The organism is Streptomyces sp. NPDC090442, assembly GCF_044769405.1.
In the GTDB taxonomy this organism is placed as follows: Bacteria; Actinomycetota; Actinomycetes; order Streptomycetales; family Streptomycetaceae; genus Streptomyces.
This window is the reverse complement of the sequence record NZ_JBIVXW010000061.1, coordinates 1-14130: the sequence shown is the minus strand read 5'-3', so window position 1 is coordinate 14130 and position 14130 is coordinate 1. Positions and strand designations below refer to the sequence as shown.

Here is a 14130-nt window from a genome sequence, read left to right as displayed (position 1 = left end):
CAACGTCGACCACTGCACCGGGGGGCGATGGGCTATTGGCGAGCGCCCTCAGCCCAGAGCGTGGGAACGGTCCCGGGTATCCAATGAGCGACTGACCTGTGCGCGTCAACGCAGACGTATTGCTTCCCTTGGTAGACCACTACGTCCCCCTTGGAGTACGAGCGGCCAACGCCCCATAAAGGCGCCGACTTCGCGACTTCCGCCATGAGATCGCCCCTCACGAGCCCGACATCCCGCCGACCGCCGAAGATCCTTGCATGGCGTTACGTCGACAAGCTACTCCTCTGGACAAGAGAAGGTCGCGTCCCCGTACAACCCGTACCTTGTGATCCGTCCTCGGGTGCGCCACATGGTGCGCAGCGTCGGCTTCACCGCTACGACAGGATGCCCCGGAACACCGGCCGGTTCGGATGCCGTTTCCGTCCGCGATGCCGTGGCGGCCATCACTTTCGGGAGAGCGGTTCGATCGCCACCGAAAGCTCCTTACCGATGTCGAGAACCGGCACCCCATGGCTTCGATGGAGCCGGCCCGGAGCCCTCGGATCAACAACCCCTGAGCAATCCCGTCACCTCGAAGATCATCATTTTGAGAATTCCCAGCAGATCTTGACTCAGGGTTGACCTTTTCCCGGCAGGGTTTGTAGGGTCTCTGACGCATGCACCTCGTTAGGTGAGGCGTCTGCACGGACATAGGCCACTGACCCTAAACGTCGAAAGACGCCCCGGTTCAGGACAGCTCTTCCCGGACTAAGGGTTGAGCCCAAGTGGCTCCCGCGAGGCGGGCACGCCGTGCAGTGCTAAAGCTCTGTCGAGAGAGGTGCCGGGGCTCTTTGTGAGCGCCTTCTCCTTGCCTCTGTGCGTGTTCCCACGGCGCCCCCGTGCGCCTTGAGCAGCAGGAGGTGACGACGATGCGAAAAGACTCCGCCGGTTCTCGGAGCGGTGATTCGTCATGCGTCAGTACGTCGTCACCTTCCGCTGGCTGCTGATCACTGCTCGGTCACACCCGTTCTCCGCGGTCCTTCCGGGCTGTCCGGGGTCCGACTGAATACTTCCCGGCGCTTGCGCTGCCACAAATAGGACGCTCACCTACGGGTGTTCACCGAGCATGCCCAATTTTCGCTCGGCGCGCCCTGCGGATAACTCCGAAGAGGTTTTCCCATGAATCGTAAGGACATATTCTTCTACGCCCGTGCCCTGTTGGACCGGCCGGACGGCGACGCGTTCACAAGGCTGATGCGCAGTGCGCCGCCGGCCGACATCGCCGACGTCCTCTGCGACAGCTCACCGCAGCGGCTGGCCGCCGTCCTGACGCCGGCTCCGGCCAAGGACCAGGCTCGTCTGTTCGTCGAGCTTCCGGACGCGCAGCAGGACGCCGTCCTGGCCGCGATGCCCGAGACCGCGGTGGTGTCACTGGTTTCCGCGCTGCCCTCCGACGAGCGGGCCGACCTGTATAACCGACTCAGCCCGGAACGCCAGCGCCGGTTGCTGCGGTCCCTGGCCCAGGCCGAGCGCGATGACATACTGCGCCTCGCGTGCTACCCGGAGGGCACCGCAGGCGCGGCCGCCACCTCGCAGTACGCCACCGTCGCCGCGGGCATGACCGTGGCCGAGGCCCTGCGCACGATCCGTACCACCGCGCCGGACAAGGAGACGATCTACGCGGTCTACGTCCTCGACGACGCGGGCCGTCTGCGTGGCTCCGTCTCCCTGCGTGACCTGGTCCTGGCCGCCGACAACGCCTCGGTCGACGAGCTGATACACCGCGGCCCCGTCACCGTGCGCGCCGACGACCCTGACGAGAAGGTCGTCGAGTCCGTCCGTCGCTACGATCTGCTGGCTGTTCCCGTGATCAACCGGGACCACCGCATGATCGGCATTGTCACCGTGGACGATGCCATGGACATCGACCACGAGCAGGACGCCGCCCAACTCGCCCGTTACGGCGGCACCTCCGCCCCGGGCGGGCCCGACCTCGATCTGTGCGCGTCGCCACTGCGCCGGATCTTCGGCGTCCGTGTGTTCTGGCTTGCCATCCTCACCGTGTTCGGCCTGGTCACCAGCACCTTCGTCGCGGCTCAGGAGGAAATGCTCGAAGAGGTCATCATCCTGGCCGCCTTCATCGCCCCCATCGTTGATATGGGCGGCAACACCGGAAGCCAGACCGCCACTCTCGTTCTCCGTTCCATGGCGCTGGGTCAACTTCGTGTGCGGTGGCGGGACATCTGGCTCGTCGTGCGAAGAGAAATTGGTGTTGCCCTGGGGCTCGGAGTGGTCATCGCCGTATTGGAGGTCGTCCTCGCCTACTTCGCCAAGGGCGGCCTCAGCATCGGAGTTCTCACCACCGTCGGCCTGAGCATGTTCACGTGCACTGTGCTGGGCGCCCTGATCGGCAGCCTTCTTCCTTTCGTCGCACGTCGCATCGGCACGGACCCCGCGACGCTCAGCGCACCGCTGATCACCTCGGTCATGGACCTGATCGGTGTGTTCGTCTACTTCGGCTTCGCCTACATGTTCCTCGGCCATCTCCTCGCCTGAGCGGAGCCGTGAGACGCGGACACGCAAGGCCCATCGGTCAAGAGAGGAGAATTCATGGGTCGTTGCCATATATCTGATCAGCCGGCCAGTTCCGGTAGCTTAGCTTGACGCTTGGCAGGGGTTTCCCGGCCAAGCGTTTTGCGTGGACGGTCGTCGAGTTCGGCTCCGATGGCGCCGCGGACTTCGCAACTGTGGGCGGTGAGGTCAGCATGGGGTCGTCGCGGTGGATTCGGGAAGCGGCTCGTCCCAAGAGCCGACCGTCGAGGTCGGGCCGGCCGTGCTGGATGCCGTGGGCGCTCCCCGGTTCTCCTACCGGGCCCACAAAGGACGAAGTCTCTGAGAGGGCTGGTCTCTCTCACAAGATCGTGCGCTGAACCAGGGCTCGCGTTGGCCGCCTGTGGCGCCACGCTCGACGTCCGTGCCACGTGAGGGAGCGCCTCCCGGCCGTCGGCCGCCGGACCGGTTCGCCGAAGCGATCTCGGGCACCGGGGCCGTTCCCGCAGGCGGTGCCGGCCCTGCGCCGGTTCCGCGAGCACGGCTGCGTACACCGCCTGGCTCGCGACGTCGGCGCGTCTGTCTCGTGAAGTCCATCGCTGGCGGGGTGTTCGGAGGTGCCGTTGGCGGAGCGGCTGGTCAGGCTCCCGGCCCCGCGCCATCGCCGGGGCGTACGTCACCCGTTCGCGGCGGTGCTGCTGATCGCTGCGTCCGCCGTGGTGGCGGGCGCGCGGTCGTACGCGGCGATCGGGCAGTGGGCCCGCAGTGCCCCGCAGTAGATGTTGGCCCGGCTCGGTGCACGCCTGCTGATGTCGCTGAACGTACGGATCGCGCCGAGTAGATCGACGATCCGGCGGATCGTCTGCACCGTCTGCTCGGGAGGCCTGGCGGACCTGAGCGGCGAGGTTCCGGTCGGGGCGGAGTCGGTGGCCGCGGACGGCAAGAGCGCCCGCGGTTCCCGCCATGGTCAGAGCCCGGCCGCGCATCTGCTCACCGCGATGACCAGCGACGGGCAGACCGTCGCCCAACTGCGGGTGCCGGGCAAGACGAATGAAATCACCTGCTTCGCGGCCCTGTTGGATCCCTTCGACCTGGTCGGGACCGTGGCGGCCGCCGACGCCTTGCACACACAGCGTGACCATGCTGTCTTTCTCGTCGAGGTGAAGAAGGCGCACTACGCGTTCACGGTGAAGAAGAACCGGCCAGCGTTGCACGAGCGGCTTTGCACCCTGCCCTGGGAGCGGGCGACCGCGAAGTTCTACGACCGCAGCCAGGGCCACGGCCGCAAGGAAACCCGGGTAATTCAGGTGCTCACCGTCGATGACCTGGACTTCCCGCACGCAGCGCAGGTCGCGAGGATCACCCGGCATCGCACCAGCCTGAAGACCGGGAAGCGGACTCGCGAAACCGTCTACGTGATCACTGATCTCACCAGCTGACAGGCGTCACCAGAGAAGATCGCCCGCTCGTGGATCACAGTGGGTGATCGAGAACCGGCTGCGCTTCATCCGAGATGTCACCTTCGACGAGGACCGCTCCCAAGTCAGCACCGGCTACGGCCCGGAGAACATGGCCACCCTGCGCAACCTCGCGATCAACAAGCTCCGCAAGAACGGCCACACCAACATCGCAGCCGGCCTCCGCAAGATGTCCTACGAACCGTTCACCCGCCCCCTCAACCTCCTCGGCATCGCCCCGTAACCAGCGGCACCTGGGACAGCGACAAGATGGCGTGGGACGGGACAACAGGGATTCGTGCCGGACCGCCCCACGAAGTGGCGGCGACAGGCTGACCGTCAGTGCCCTGCGGCCAGCTGAACAATTTTGACGACGACCAAACCGACTGCAATGACCAGGTAGCCGCGCAGCGTGAGCAGTCCGGCCCGGCGCAGGGGGGAGAACTTCGGTTTCTCCAGGGCGGACAGTGCGGGGGTGCGCCACGCCATGCGGTCGGCCTCCAGCAACGCCTTGCGTTCTGCCTTGCTCAGGGGTTCGGGTACGGCTGGATCGTCCTCGTCCATGGCGTGCAGCCAGGCGGCTACTTCCGCGGCGGCGACTTTAGCCGCATGCCGCGACCGCAGGGCAACGAGGGTCCCGCCGAGACCGCCGACGGCCGCGCCGAGCGCGAAACCGGCCTCCAACTGCGTTGTGGTCAGGTTCGGGAAGAAGGTGGCCGCGGTCAGTGCCAGTGAGAGAAGCACCAGCGTCCAGACGATCACGCCCGCGACGATGTTCTGCTTGGTGGTGTTCACCCATGGGCCCAGCACCGACCGGTCGTTGCACAGCAGGACGAGGAAGACGGTTGCCGAAGGGAGCAGGACTCCCGCCAGTGCCTGGACGCCCTGGGTGATCAGGCCCTGGACCTGGTCGTTGGCTGCGAGCGTGACCGTGGCGGAGATGCCGATCAGCAGGGCGTAGCCGACGTAGAACAAGGGCCCCGCGACGTCAGGCCGGGTGAGAGCGTGACGCTCGACGCCGCGATCGCCCCGATGGCGCCCGGTTCCTACACGCTGGTGTGGACTATGGATGACGTCGGCACCGCTCGCTTCACCGATCGAGGGGTGCCGGGTGCGGCTATCAAGTTCTCCGTCGCCAACATCCCACCGCAACTCACGGCCGAATCACCCGGCAGCGGGGGCATCCTGCCCTCGCTGACCCCGACGCTGTGGGCCGCAGGGAAGGACTACGACCACTATCCGAGCAGTTCGATTCCCACTTCGTCTGCACTTCACCGAGTTCGCCCGGCCCCGGTGTCCCGGAGACCACCGCCACATCGACCCCGGGCTGACCGCTCAACCAGTCCCGCAGTGCCGCCAGATGCGACTGATCGGAGACCGCCAGCTCCACCCCGTCTCTCGTGGGAATCTCCGTCAGACGACACGAACCTCCTGGGTTGGTATCAGCGTTCAGCCGACATAGTCCCAGGAAGCTGACCGACCGGTGGTGGAATTGCGCATCCCGGTTACACGACCTGTCGGACACGGCCCTGCTCTCTCCCGAAAACTCCTTGGTGGCCAGGGGCGTGCCTGCCTCGTTCTGCCGTGCACCCGTGAGAACCACTAACTCTGCCTGCCTATGCGGCAGTTGCGGCACGCTGAGCAGTTTCCTCCTTGGCGCTTGACCAGCTCAGTCATGATGTGCCGCTCTGTCGCGTCGTGCAGCACCCGAGGTGTTACTACGCACACGACCTTGCCATCGATCTCGCCTCGGAAACCGTGGAAGTCTGGCCTGAGATCGAGCATGACCATCTCGTGCGCGGCGTCGCTGAAGCTGTCTTCGAGGTGATCGCGCTCGCCTCGTGCTGGTGTTTGTCGGCGTGGCCGATCCTGGTCAGGTGTCATTGGGGTCATCACAATGAGGATTGGTGGGGTCCGTGGGTAGCCACTCCCAGTCGGACGCGCATAGCAGCAGGTCTAAGTCGTCGGCGGTCGGACCCCAATCGGTGGCGGCCAGGACGTTGTAGAAGGCGATGTAGGTCCGGTCCTCTGGCGTCGCCTGCCGGGAGAGTATGCCGACCACACCGAGTCGTTGCCCGCATCCGGCAGGGCACAGGCGGGGCCTGGCCAATTCCGAGTCCGTATACTCGCGAGCCGGCATGCTCAGGAATCCGCAGCGCTCGCACAGTTCGTGGACGAAGGTCAACGTTTCGTGATCCATGGTGCCTGTCCTCCCTGCGATGGGGCGTTGGGCCAGGGCCACCGGTCCGCGACCGTGGCGGATTGTTGTCACCGCTGGCCGGTGGGCTCGGGCGGGCCGGGCTTGGCAGTGCCGTTCAGCGGCAGGCTGATCACAGGCGCACAGCGCGACGCCCTTCGCTCCGCGATCGTGAAGAACCCGGACGGGTCCAAGTCCCTAACTCCCAAGGGCAGGAGAGTCGGCTTCGGTGGCTGCTCCTGTGTGCGGAACGTCCAGGTGTGCCGAGACACCTCGGCGCCGGAGGTCCGCAGTGGCTCACTCACTTGGACCCAGCCCTTGCCCAACTCCGGGTGGCACAGCTCTCGTTCATCCGTACCGTCACCCGCGGCGCCCGTGCGGATGGTCGCCAGCAGGGTCCGGGTCCGGGCATCTTCCCGCGCCAGCTTGCTCAATTTTCTGAGCGGCGGGTTGTGCGGGTGGCGGGCGAGGGCGGAGCGTAAGGCCGTCACCGTTGTCGGCCCCCAGGTCTGCTCCCAGTCGGGAAGCAGGTCATTGCGCGCGTGCTCGTCGAACAGCATGTAGTAGTGGATGTTCACCGGGACGCGTTGGTCGGTGAACAGGCCGACGAAATTCGCGTTGTAGTCGAGGATGTTCCCGGCGAAATCTGCGAGGTACTCGATTGCGATGGATGTCTCGTCGCTGAGGATGCCAAGGCCGGATACGGCAATTGCGGCTTCGGCGTACAACGGGAATGGAGGTTCCTCGCCGCGAGCGAAGCTGAACAGACTGCCCCATTCCTGTGGGCTGAACCGCAGGATGCGCGCTACGCCCCGCAGGTAGTCAGCCGAAGGGTTGTCCAGCAGCCCGCGTTCCAAGCGCCCGTAGGTGCCCGGGCTGCGGCGCGTGACGGGGTCATCGCCCAGGAGTAGGTCCATGTGGGCCTGAGACAGGCCCGGGACCTTCAGCCCGCGCGGGTCACCGCGCTCAAATCCCAGACTGGCGGGGCTGATTGCTTCTCGCCCCTTGCGCAGGAGATTTCCCAACGCCTCGGAATCGTTTGCTCCCCGAGCCCGCCTTCCGCCCGGGATAACGCCGGGTGAGGCGTCTATTGGGAGCGCTCGAACTACCTGCAATTTCATCCCCCTTTAATGAGTGAAGCCGATCAGCAATGCTTCACTCCGCGGTCGGGAAAACCGCCCGTGCGACTCATCGCTGAATGCTCCGTGCGTTTGCTCGAAACGGCACTGCGCGCTGAAGGGGGCACGTGGCCAACCAGAAAGTGGCCCACGGCGAGTCGTAGCTCGATACCGCGACGGCGGTTGGCCGCCCTTGCGACAGGGCGGCCACCGCAAACACAGACGCACTACCAGGACGGAAACCAGAAAACCGACCCGAGGCGCTCAAAGCGTGTGCGACCACGCCGGGGACAGGATAGACCTTCCGCTACGGAGTTGTCATGACTCCTCAGGCGCGAGATCTGGCCTGCTCCCGAGCCTCGCTCGAAGGGAGCCCAGACGTGTCACCTCGACGACACAGCTCACCATCACCCACTTCCCAGCCGCCGGCCGGCCGACGCCGGGTACTGCACCGCGCCGCGGCGGCATCCGCCCTCGGCGCCTCCGTGGCCCTGGCCGGCTTCGCCACCGCGGCGCCGGCCCAGGCCGCCAGCCCCACCACCTGTCGCGTCACCACCAAGTCCTTCAACCTCCCCGGCAAGCCCGACGTCACCGTCAGCGCCAGCATCTGCGCCCGGTACACCGGCTCGTGGGGTGGCTACCGCCACTACCGTGCCTGGCTCGGCCGGGTGGAGTGGACCGGCGACGCCTGGTGGATTGGCGGCAAGAGGTTCAGCGACTTCTCCTTCTATGTGAAGGCGCACCACGGGTCGAAGTCGATCGGTACCTGCAACTACGTGTGCGACGTCCAGGACCTGCACACGGAGATCAACAGTCGTAACGACGGAGCGTAGCCGTTCACTTCGACCGACTACGGCTCGGTCTCGTTCGCCACGAAGTCCGCCAACTGGTACGCGGACGCCACCGTCAACGTCGACATCACCGACGACGGCTTGCCGGCACGGTCCTGGAACCTGCGCAGGACGGCCACGGTCACCTGACGCCGACCTCGTCAACTCCACGTGCCACGGGGCTCCTTCAACGCCTGACGCACGTGCACAGCACCTCTCTCCATGCGGCACGCACCGCCGTCACACCCACCACCTTCCCTTCGTGAGGACACCTCAATGAATGCGCGACGTCTTCTTCGCAACGCTGCTACCGCAACGCTGGCGACGGGCCTGCTCACCGGGGGCGCCGTGGCCGTGGCCGGCCCGGCCTCCGCCGTCGGCAGCGGTGCCTGCGTCCACTTCACCGTGCCCAACGACAACCTCGACAACCACCGCTACCCCACGGCGATCGGGATGCCCACGGTCAACGGCCTCAACCTCCGCACCGGGCCCGGCACCGGCTACTCCTCGCTCGGGAACCTCAACGCCACCAGCTCCGCGATGCGGATCACCTGCACGTCCTCCGGTGACCGGTGGTTGTACGGCAAGGTCACCGCCGGCCCCAACGCGGGCCGATGGGGCTGGGTCTCCCGGCAGTACACCCGCCTCTACGCGGACTAACACAGCAACTCCCGTGCACGTGATGCCCGTTCAGTGGCGCCCTCTCGGGTGATGCCCATGAGCGCGCCGTTACGTGCCGCACAGGCGCCGAGGCCCCTTGCCTCCCCCGCAGAGGCGGTCTCGGTCTGACAGGGGTGTCGCCGTCGGTGGGCGCAAGACGGCGACACCCCTGGTCTCCCCTGCAAAACGGCCGGTGACCTCGCCCATGCCACCTGGCCATTTACCTCGATTCAGAGAGAAGACATGTCGCCCAAGCCGCAGGACGCATCGCACGCAACCGCACCTGACATGGCCACCACCGATCGCCGACCGGTCCTGATCGTCATCGGCGCGGGAAACCACGACGATCACGCCCACCTGCTCCAGCAGATCGCGACCGTGCACCCGGTCGTGCTGCTCGATGCCGAGCCGCCGGCGTGGACCTGGGAGTACGTCGCAGGGCTGTGGGCCTTGAGCATGGACGACGAGGAGAGCGTGCTGGCCGCCGTGAGGCACCTGTCGGCGGACCGCGGCGTGGCCGGGGTGATGACGTATCTCGCCGAGCACGTCCCCATGACGGCCCAACTCGCCGAGCAGTTCGGTCTCCCCGGGATGGGGACCAGCGCCGCGGCTGCCCTCCGCGACACTGCCGTCACCCGGCAACTACTGGAGCACGCGGGCGTTCCGACGCTCGCCTCCTACGTCGCAGAGACCGAGCCGAGTGCCGTGGACTTCGCCGGCCTGCTCGGTCACCCCGTGATCGTCACGCCGCGCGGCGCGACCGCGGCCCTCGTCGGCGCCTTGAGGGCCACCACACCCGATGAGGTGCGTAGTGCCTATCGCGCCGCGGCCGTGGAGTCCTACGGCCACGGACCCGGCGTGCTCATCGAGGAGTGCCTCGCCGCGCCGCAGATCAGCGCGCAGTGCGTCGTGCGCTCGCCGACCGACGTGCGTGCCGTGGCCATCACCCGCACCTCCCTGAGCGCCAAACACCCCACCGCGCAGGTCACCTCCCTGGACATGGTGGTGGCCGCCGAGGACTCCCTGCTGTCCGACCCGGCGATCCTGACTGTGGTCCAACGCGCTGTGGAGGCGCTGGAGTTCGGGTCGGGCGTCGCACGCGTCACCATGTGCCGGGCACCGGGTGGCCCCCGCGTCACCGAAGTGCAGGGGCACCTGGCGGACGACCTCGGCCCGCTGCTCGTCCACCACGCCCTCGGCGTGAGCCTGCCGGCCGCGGCCGCCACGCTCGCCACCGGCGGCAACCCCAGCCCTGAACCTTCTCGGGACAGGGCCGCTGCCGCACAGATCCTCTACGCCGCGCAGGACGGAACCCTCAGCCGCCTCACCCGGCGCGGGGCCGACTGGCCGTGGCTCGCGCGCCGTGCCCACGGCGACGCGCATGTCGGCGACCACGTCCAGGCCCCGCCGCACCCCAGGCACACGGACCGCCTCGCGTGGTGGGTGGTCACCGGCCGCAACTCCTGGGTGTGCGCCACCCGGCTCCATCTGATTGCGGCCACGGTCACGGTCTCCATCACCCCCACCCAGCCCACCATCACCGCCGCCGACGCCCGCTGACCTACGCCAACCTCCCGCCAGGAGCCGCCCGATGACCCCCGCAACCGCCCACGTCCCCGACGCCGCCCCGGTCACCACCGGCACGGTCGCCCTCATCGTCCCCGGCCCTGAGGCCGCGGAGCTGCAGGAGGAATTCCGGCGCCAGGGCCAGAGCTACGTCACGGTCACCCCACCCCTGCACACACTCCCGCTCAACGCCTCCGCGCCCACCGTCGCCGACACCGATACGGTGCTGCACCAGAGCCTGCGCAGCACCGTCCGGCACCTGCGCGCCCGCGGCGTGAGCGCGGTGATGCCTGGCAGCAGTCTCGGCCTTGACCTGGCCGCGCGCCTGGCCGAGCAACTCGGCCTCCCGGGCAATGAGCCGTCCAACAGCGTGCTCAGGCGCGACCGCGGGGCCCAAGCCAGCGCCTGGGCACGGGCCGGCCTGAGCACGGCGCGCACCCAGCGCAGCAGTGGCCTTCCGGCCGCAGTGCGCTGGGCGAAATTCGTTGCCCTCCCTGAACTCGTGGTCGCGCCGGGGGACACCTCCGTCTCCGGCCCAGCCCGCGTATGTGCTGCACACGCCGACATCGCCGCAGCCTGGACCCGCATGCGTACCATCGCGCACCGCCAGAGCGGATCACGTCACGTCGTCCTCCAGGAACGGATCCCCGGTCGCCAGTACACGGTCCGCACCACCACCCACGAGGGCCAGCACACCGTCACCGAAATCTGGGCTCTCACCCACACCCCCAACGGCCTGCGTGATTTCGCCGACCTGGTGCCGACCCACGGACTACTGCACCGCTCACTGACCCACCTCGCACAGCAGGCCCTGACCGCGCTCGGCGTCCAACACGGGGCGATGCGGATCCGCATCGCCCACCCCGAGCACGGGCCCGTGCTCCTCAGCGCCCGCCTGGACGTCGCACCACCACCTGCCCAGCCGGCCAGCCGACTCCACACCCGCCGCGTTGAACTGATCGCCCCCGCTGATGGCACTCTCAACCGCCGGTTGCTGCGCTCACTTCACTCCCTGCCCACCCTCAGCGAATCCTCCGGCGAGCTGCGGCCTGGCGCCCTCGTTCCGCGCACCATCGACCACCTCACCTCGCCAGGCACCCTTACCCTCACTGGCGGCCCGGCTGCGGTTGAGACTGACTACCAGACAGTGCGCAGCCTGGAGGCCCGCGGCCTCTACAACCAGGTCGGGGGCGAGCTGTGACCACGGCCCTGCCCACGCCCCTCATCCCAACTCGCCGGCCGGCGCTGGGTGTCTATGGCATGTCGGGATACCCCAGCCCAGCCGCTGGTGTCGAAACCCTCCTCGCCTACGCCGCCGCCGGCGCCGACGTCCTCGAAGTCGGGATCCCCATCGGATCTGACGCCTATCCTCGGCTCGACGGCCACGACATCGCCACCGCCCACCGCCAGGCCAGAGGGGGCACCGAAGGTGCGCTCTCCACCGTCGAGCGCCTCAGCGCCGCCACCGACGTACCGATCGTGGCGATGGCGTACTGGGCCACCGCCAGGACATGGGGACCGCGGCAACTGGCCCGCGACCTGGCCGCCGCGGGAGCCCGCGGCGCCCTCCTGGTCTCCGTGCCCCCGGAATTGGTCAGCATATGGACCGCGGTCGGCCTCGATGCAGGACTCCACACCCCGCTCCTGACCAACCACGGCGGCTCACCCAGCGCCCGCGTACGCACCGCCCAGACAGCCAGCGGATTCGTTTACGTGCCTGCCGCCGCAAGCACCGGGCACCGTGGACCTATCCAACTCGGGCGCCTGGCCACTGAAGTTGAACAGGCCCGCAAGGCCGCCCCCGACCTTCCCATCGCGACCGGCGTTGGATTGTCCACCCCGACCCTGGCCGCCACCGCCGTTCGTCGCGCCGAGGTCGACGCCGTCATCATCGGCTCACCCCTGATGCGCGCCGCGGCCCGCGTCGGTCTCAACGGCGCCGCGCAACTCGTGGCTGACTACGCCCACGCCATCCGCGAGGCGGCGCAATGAGCACCGCGATCTCGTTCCGGGGTCGCCGCACCGCCACGGTACGTCGAGCAATGCTCATGACCTGTGGATCAGCCTCGGGGAGGCGTGCGGAAGGCGTACCTTCCCAAGGTGATCCCGTGATGGTCATCGAGTAGGCCCGCGTTGCAGCGCGGGTCGGGAAGGTACGCCCGCGCTCAGCGTAGTCAATGCCAACGGCACCACCACGACCGGCTCCCTGATCGACGAGGTCGTCCGCGAGGGCGCCAGGCGGATGCTCGCCGCCGCGTTGGAAGCCGAAGTCAACGCCTACATTGCCGAGTTGGCTGGTCAGCGTGACGAGCTCGGCCACCGGCTGGTGGTGCGCAACGGATACCACCAGCCGCGAAGGGTCACGACCTCGGCGGGTGTGGTGGAGGTGAAGGCCCCGCGGGTGAACGACAAGCGCACCGACCCGCAGACCGGTGCGCGCAGAAGGTTCTCGTCGGCGATCCTGCCGCCGTGGTGCCGTAGGTCCCCGAAGATCAGCGAGGTCCTGCCCCTGCTCTACCTGCACGGCCTGTCCTTCGGCGACTTCATCCCCGCCCTGGAGCAGTTCCTTGGCTCGGCCGCCGGCCTGTCACCGGCCACGGTCACCCGCCTCACTCAGCAGTGGCAGGCCGACCATGCCGCATTCGCCGGGCGTGACCTGTCCGGGGCGGACTACGTCTACGTGTGGGCCGACGGCATCCACTTGAAGATCCGCCTTGAGGAGGCCCGGGCTTGTGTTCTGGTCCTGATGGGCGTGTGGGCGGACGGCTCCAAAGAACTGGTCGCGATGGCGGACGGCTTCCGGGAGTCCGGCGAGTCGTGGGCGGACCTGTTGCGTGACCTGGCCCGACGGGGCATGCGGTGCCCCCGTACTCGCCGTCGGTGGTGGCGCCCTGGGCTTCTGGAAGGCGCTGGCGGAGGTCTTTCCGGAAACCCGCGCCCAGAGGTGCTGGGTTCACAAAACCGCCAACGTGCTCGACCCACTTTCGAAGTCGGCCCAGCCCGCAGCAAAGAAGGCTATCCAGGACATCTACAACGCCGAGGACCGCGACCACGCTGTGAAAGCGGTCAAGGCGTTCGAAAGGCTTTACGGCGCGAAGTTCCCCAAAGCCGTCAAGAAGATCACCGACGACCAAGACGAACTGCTGGCCTTCTACGACTTCCCGGCGGAGCACTGGATCCATCTGCGGACCACCAACCCCATCGAGTCGACCTTCGCGACTGTCCGCCTGCGGACGAAGGTCACCAAGGGAGCAGGCAGCCGCGCGGCGGCACTCGCGATGGTCTTCAAGCTCGTCGAATCCGCCCAGGCCCGCTGGCGGGCCGTGAACGCGCTTCACCTCGTTGCTCTCGTCAGGGCAGGAGCCCACTTCGAACACGGCCATCTCGTGGAGCGGCCCGGGAGGCTCGCAGCGTGAACCGCCTGGCGGCTGTGTGGGTCACACGGTTTTGATGGCGCCGGCGTTGATGGCGTAGTCGGCGCCGTGGATGGCGGCCGCCAGGGGTGAGGCCAGGTAGGCCACGAGCGCGCCGACGTGGCCGGGGTCGACGAACTCGCCGGTGGTCGCCCCCATTTCGACGGGGACCTCACGCAGCAACTGCTCCAGGGGGATCCCGCGGGTGGCGGCGAGCTTGGTGCCGAAGCCGTCAGGTCCGGCCCACTGCTCGGTGAGAACGGCACCGGGAGAAAGCGTGTTGACCCGCACCCCCTGGGGTCCGTACTCCTCGGCCAGGCCCTTGCTGAACGTGTTCACCGCCCCCTTGGCGGAGGCGTA

General features: G+C 67.8%; 15 protein-coding genes, 1 pseudogene and 1 riboswitch. Of the genes and pseudogenes, 10 read left to right on the top strand and 6 right to left on the bottom strand.

From position 1 onward, the window contains the following. Positions 1–32: 32 nt before the first annotated feature. Positions 33–206, bottom strand: a complete 174-nt coding sequence (locus tag ACIQU6_RS32860; protein WP_403485379.1) for a carbohydrate-binding protein — start codon at positions 204–206, stop codon at positions 33–35. A gap of 449 nt (positions 207–655) precedes the next feature. Then, positions 656–824, top strand: a riboswitch (M-box (ykoK) riboswitch). Between the two features lie 334 nt (positions 825–1158). Here ACIQU6_RS32860 and mgtE point away from each other — a divergent pair. From mgtE to ACIQU6_RS32840, 4 genes are all read left to right on the top strand, one after another. Continuing rightward, the gene (gene mgtE / locus ACIQU6_RS32855) at positions 1159–2535 is read left to right on the top strand and encodes a magnesium transporter (RefSeq protein WP_403485378.1); all 1377 of its coding nucleotides are present in this window, start codon (positions 1159–1161) and stop codon (positions 2533–2535) included. Between the two features lie 611 nt (positions 2536–3146). Then, positions 3147–3308: a transposase family protein gene (locus tag ACIQU6_RS32850; RefSeq protein WP_403485377.1), complete on the top strand. Its 162-nt coding sequence runs from the start codon at positions 3147–3149 to the stop codon at positions 3306–3308. Next, positions 3309–3968, top strand: coding sequence for an ISAs1 family transposase (locus tag ACIQU6_RS32845; RefSeq protein ID WP_403485376.1), 660 nt, complete (start codon positions 3309–3311; stop codon positions 3966–3968). A gap of 43 nt (positions 3969–4011) precedes the next feature. Continuing rightward, the gene (locus tag ACIQU6_RS32840) at positions 4012–4230 is read left to right on the top strand and encodes a hypothetical protein (RefSeq protein ID WP_403485375.1); all 219 of its coding nucleotides are present in this window, start codon (positions 4012–4014) and stop codon (positions 4228–4230) included. 95 nt (positions 4231–4325) lie between these two features. On the opposite strand, the gene ACIQU6_RS32835 is transcribed toward ACIQU6_RS32840, so the two are convergent. The 3 genes from ACIQU6_RS32835 to ACIQU6_RS32825 all read right to left on the bottom strand — a co-directional run bounded on the left by ACIQU6_RS32835 (position 4326) and on the right by ACIQU6_RS32825 (position 7100). Then, entirely contained in the window at positions 4326–4961 is a 636-nt protein-coding gene (locus tag ACIQU6_RS32835; protein ID WP_403485374.1) for a hypothetical protein, read from the bottom strand. A gap of 898 nt (positions 4962–5859) precedes the next feature. Beyond that, entirely contained in the window at positions 5860–6186 is a 327-nt protein-coding gene (locus tag ACIQU6_RS32830; RefSeq protein WP_403485373.1) for a hypothetical protein, read from the bottom strand. A gap of 68 nt (positions 6187–6254) precedes the next feature. Further along, on the bottom strand, positions 6255–7100 hold the full coding sequence (locus ACIQU6_RS32825; RefSeq protein ID WP_403485372.1) for a hypothetical protein: 846 nt from the start codon (positions 7098–7100) through the stop codon (positions 6255–6257). A gap of 581 nt (positions 7101–7681) precedes the next feature. On the opposite strand from ACIQU6_RS32825, the gene ACIQU6_RS32820 reads away from it, so the two are divergent. Then, positions 7682–8134 carry a hypothetical protein gene (locus ACIQU6_RS32820; RefSeq protein ID WP_403485371.1) on the top strand — a complete coding sequence of 151 codons (453 nt, stop codon included), beginning with the start codon at positions 7682–7684 and terminating at the stop codon, positions 8132–8134. Positions 8135–8151: 17 nt separating this feature from the next. On the opposite strand, the gene ACIQU6_RS32815 is transcribed toward ACIQU6_RS32820, so the two are convergent. Continuing rightward, positions 8152–8277 (bottom strand): hypothetical protein, encoded by a 126-nt coding sequence (locus tag ACIQU6_RS32815; protein WP_403485370.1) that lies wholly within the window; start codon positions 8275–8277, stop codon positions 8152–8154. Between the two features lie 130 nt (positions 8278–8407). Between ACIQU6_RS32815 and ACIQU6_RS32810 the strand changes: the two genes are divergently transcribed. The 5 genes and pseudogenes from ACIQU6_RS32810 (at position 8408) to ACIQU6_RS32790 (ending at position 13773) form a co-directional block, all read left to right on the top strand. Continuing rightward, positions 8408–8791, top strand: a complete 384-nt coding sequence (locus ACIQU6_RS32810) for a hypothetical protein (RefSeq protein ID WP_403485369.1) — start codon at positions 8408–8410, stop codon at positions 8789–8791. Between the two features lie 288 nt (positions 8792–9079). Then, positions 9080–10351: an acetyl-CoA carboxylase biotin carboxylase subunit family protein gene (locus ACIQU6_RS32805; protein ID WP_403485368.1), complete on the top strand. Its 1272-nt coding sequence runs from the start codon at positions 9080–9082 to the stop codon at positions 10349–10351. 31 nt (positions 10352–10382) lie between these two features. Continuing rightward, positions 10383–11558 (top strand): hypothetical protein, encoded by a 1176-nt coding sequence (locus ACIQU6_RS32800; RefSeq protein ID WP_403485367.1) that lies wholly within the window; start codon positions 10383–10385, stop codon positions 11556–11558. Then, positions 11555–12349 (top strand): tryptophan synthase subunit alpha, encoded by a 795-nt coding sequence (locus tag ACIQU6_RS32795; protein ID WP_403485366.1) that lies wholly within the window; start codon positions 11555–11557, stop codon positions 12347–12349. Before ACIQU6_RS32800 ends, ACIQU6_RS32795 begins: the two co-directional genes overlap by 4 nt. Positions 12350–12563: 214 nt before the next feature. Further along, a pseudogene (locus ACIQU6_RS32790) lies at positions 12564–13773 on the top strand (IS256 family transposase). Positions 13774–13794: 21 nt separating this feature from the next. Here ACIQU6_RS32790 and ACIQU6_RS32785 read toward each other — a convergent pair. Continuing rightward, positions 13795–14130 (bottom strand): SDR family oxidoreductase (locus ACIQU6_RS32785; RefSeq protein WP_403485365.1); only part of this gene is annotated, 336 nt, incomplete at its 5' end.

Coding starts and splice junctions, on each gene's coding strand:
- ACIQU6_RS32860 (WP_403485379.1), bottom strand. CDS start 206: ATGGCGGAAGTCGCGAAGTCGGCGCCTTTATGGGGCGTTGGCCGCTCG.
- mgtE (WP_403485378.1), top strand. CDS start 1,159: ATGAATCGTAAGGACATATTCTTCTACGCCCGTGCCCTGTTGGACCGG.
- ACIQU6_RS32845 (WP_403485376.1), top strand. CDS start 3,309: ATGTTGGCCCGGCTCGGTGCACGCCTGCTGATGTCGCTGAACGTACGG.
- ACIQU6_RS32830 (WP_403485373.1), bottom strand. CDS start 6,186: ATGGATCACGAAACGTTGACCTTCGTCCACGAACTGTGCGAGCGCTGC.
- ACIQU6_RS32825 (WP_403485372.1), bottom strand. CDS start 7,100: ATGGACCTACTCCTGGGCGATGACCCCGTCACGCGCCGCAGCCCGGGC.
- ACIQU6_RS32810 (WP_403485369.1), top strand. CDS start 8,408: ATGAATGCGCGACGTCTTCTTCGCAACGCTGCTACCGCAACGCTGGCG.
- ACIQU6_RS32805 (WP_403485368.1), top strand. CDS start 9,080: ATGGCCACCACCGATCGCCGACCGGTCCTGATCGTCATCGGCGCGGGA.
- ACIQU6_RS32800 (WP_403485367.1), top strand. CDS start 10,383: ATGACCCCCGCAACCGCCCACGTCCCCGACGCCGCCCCGGTCACCACC.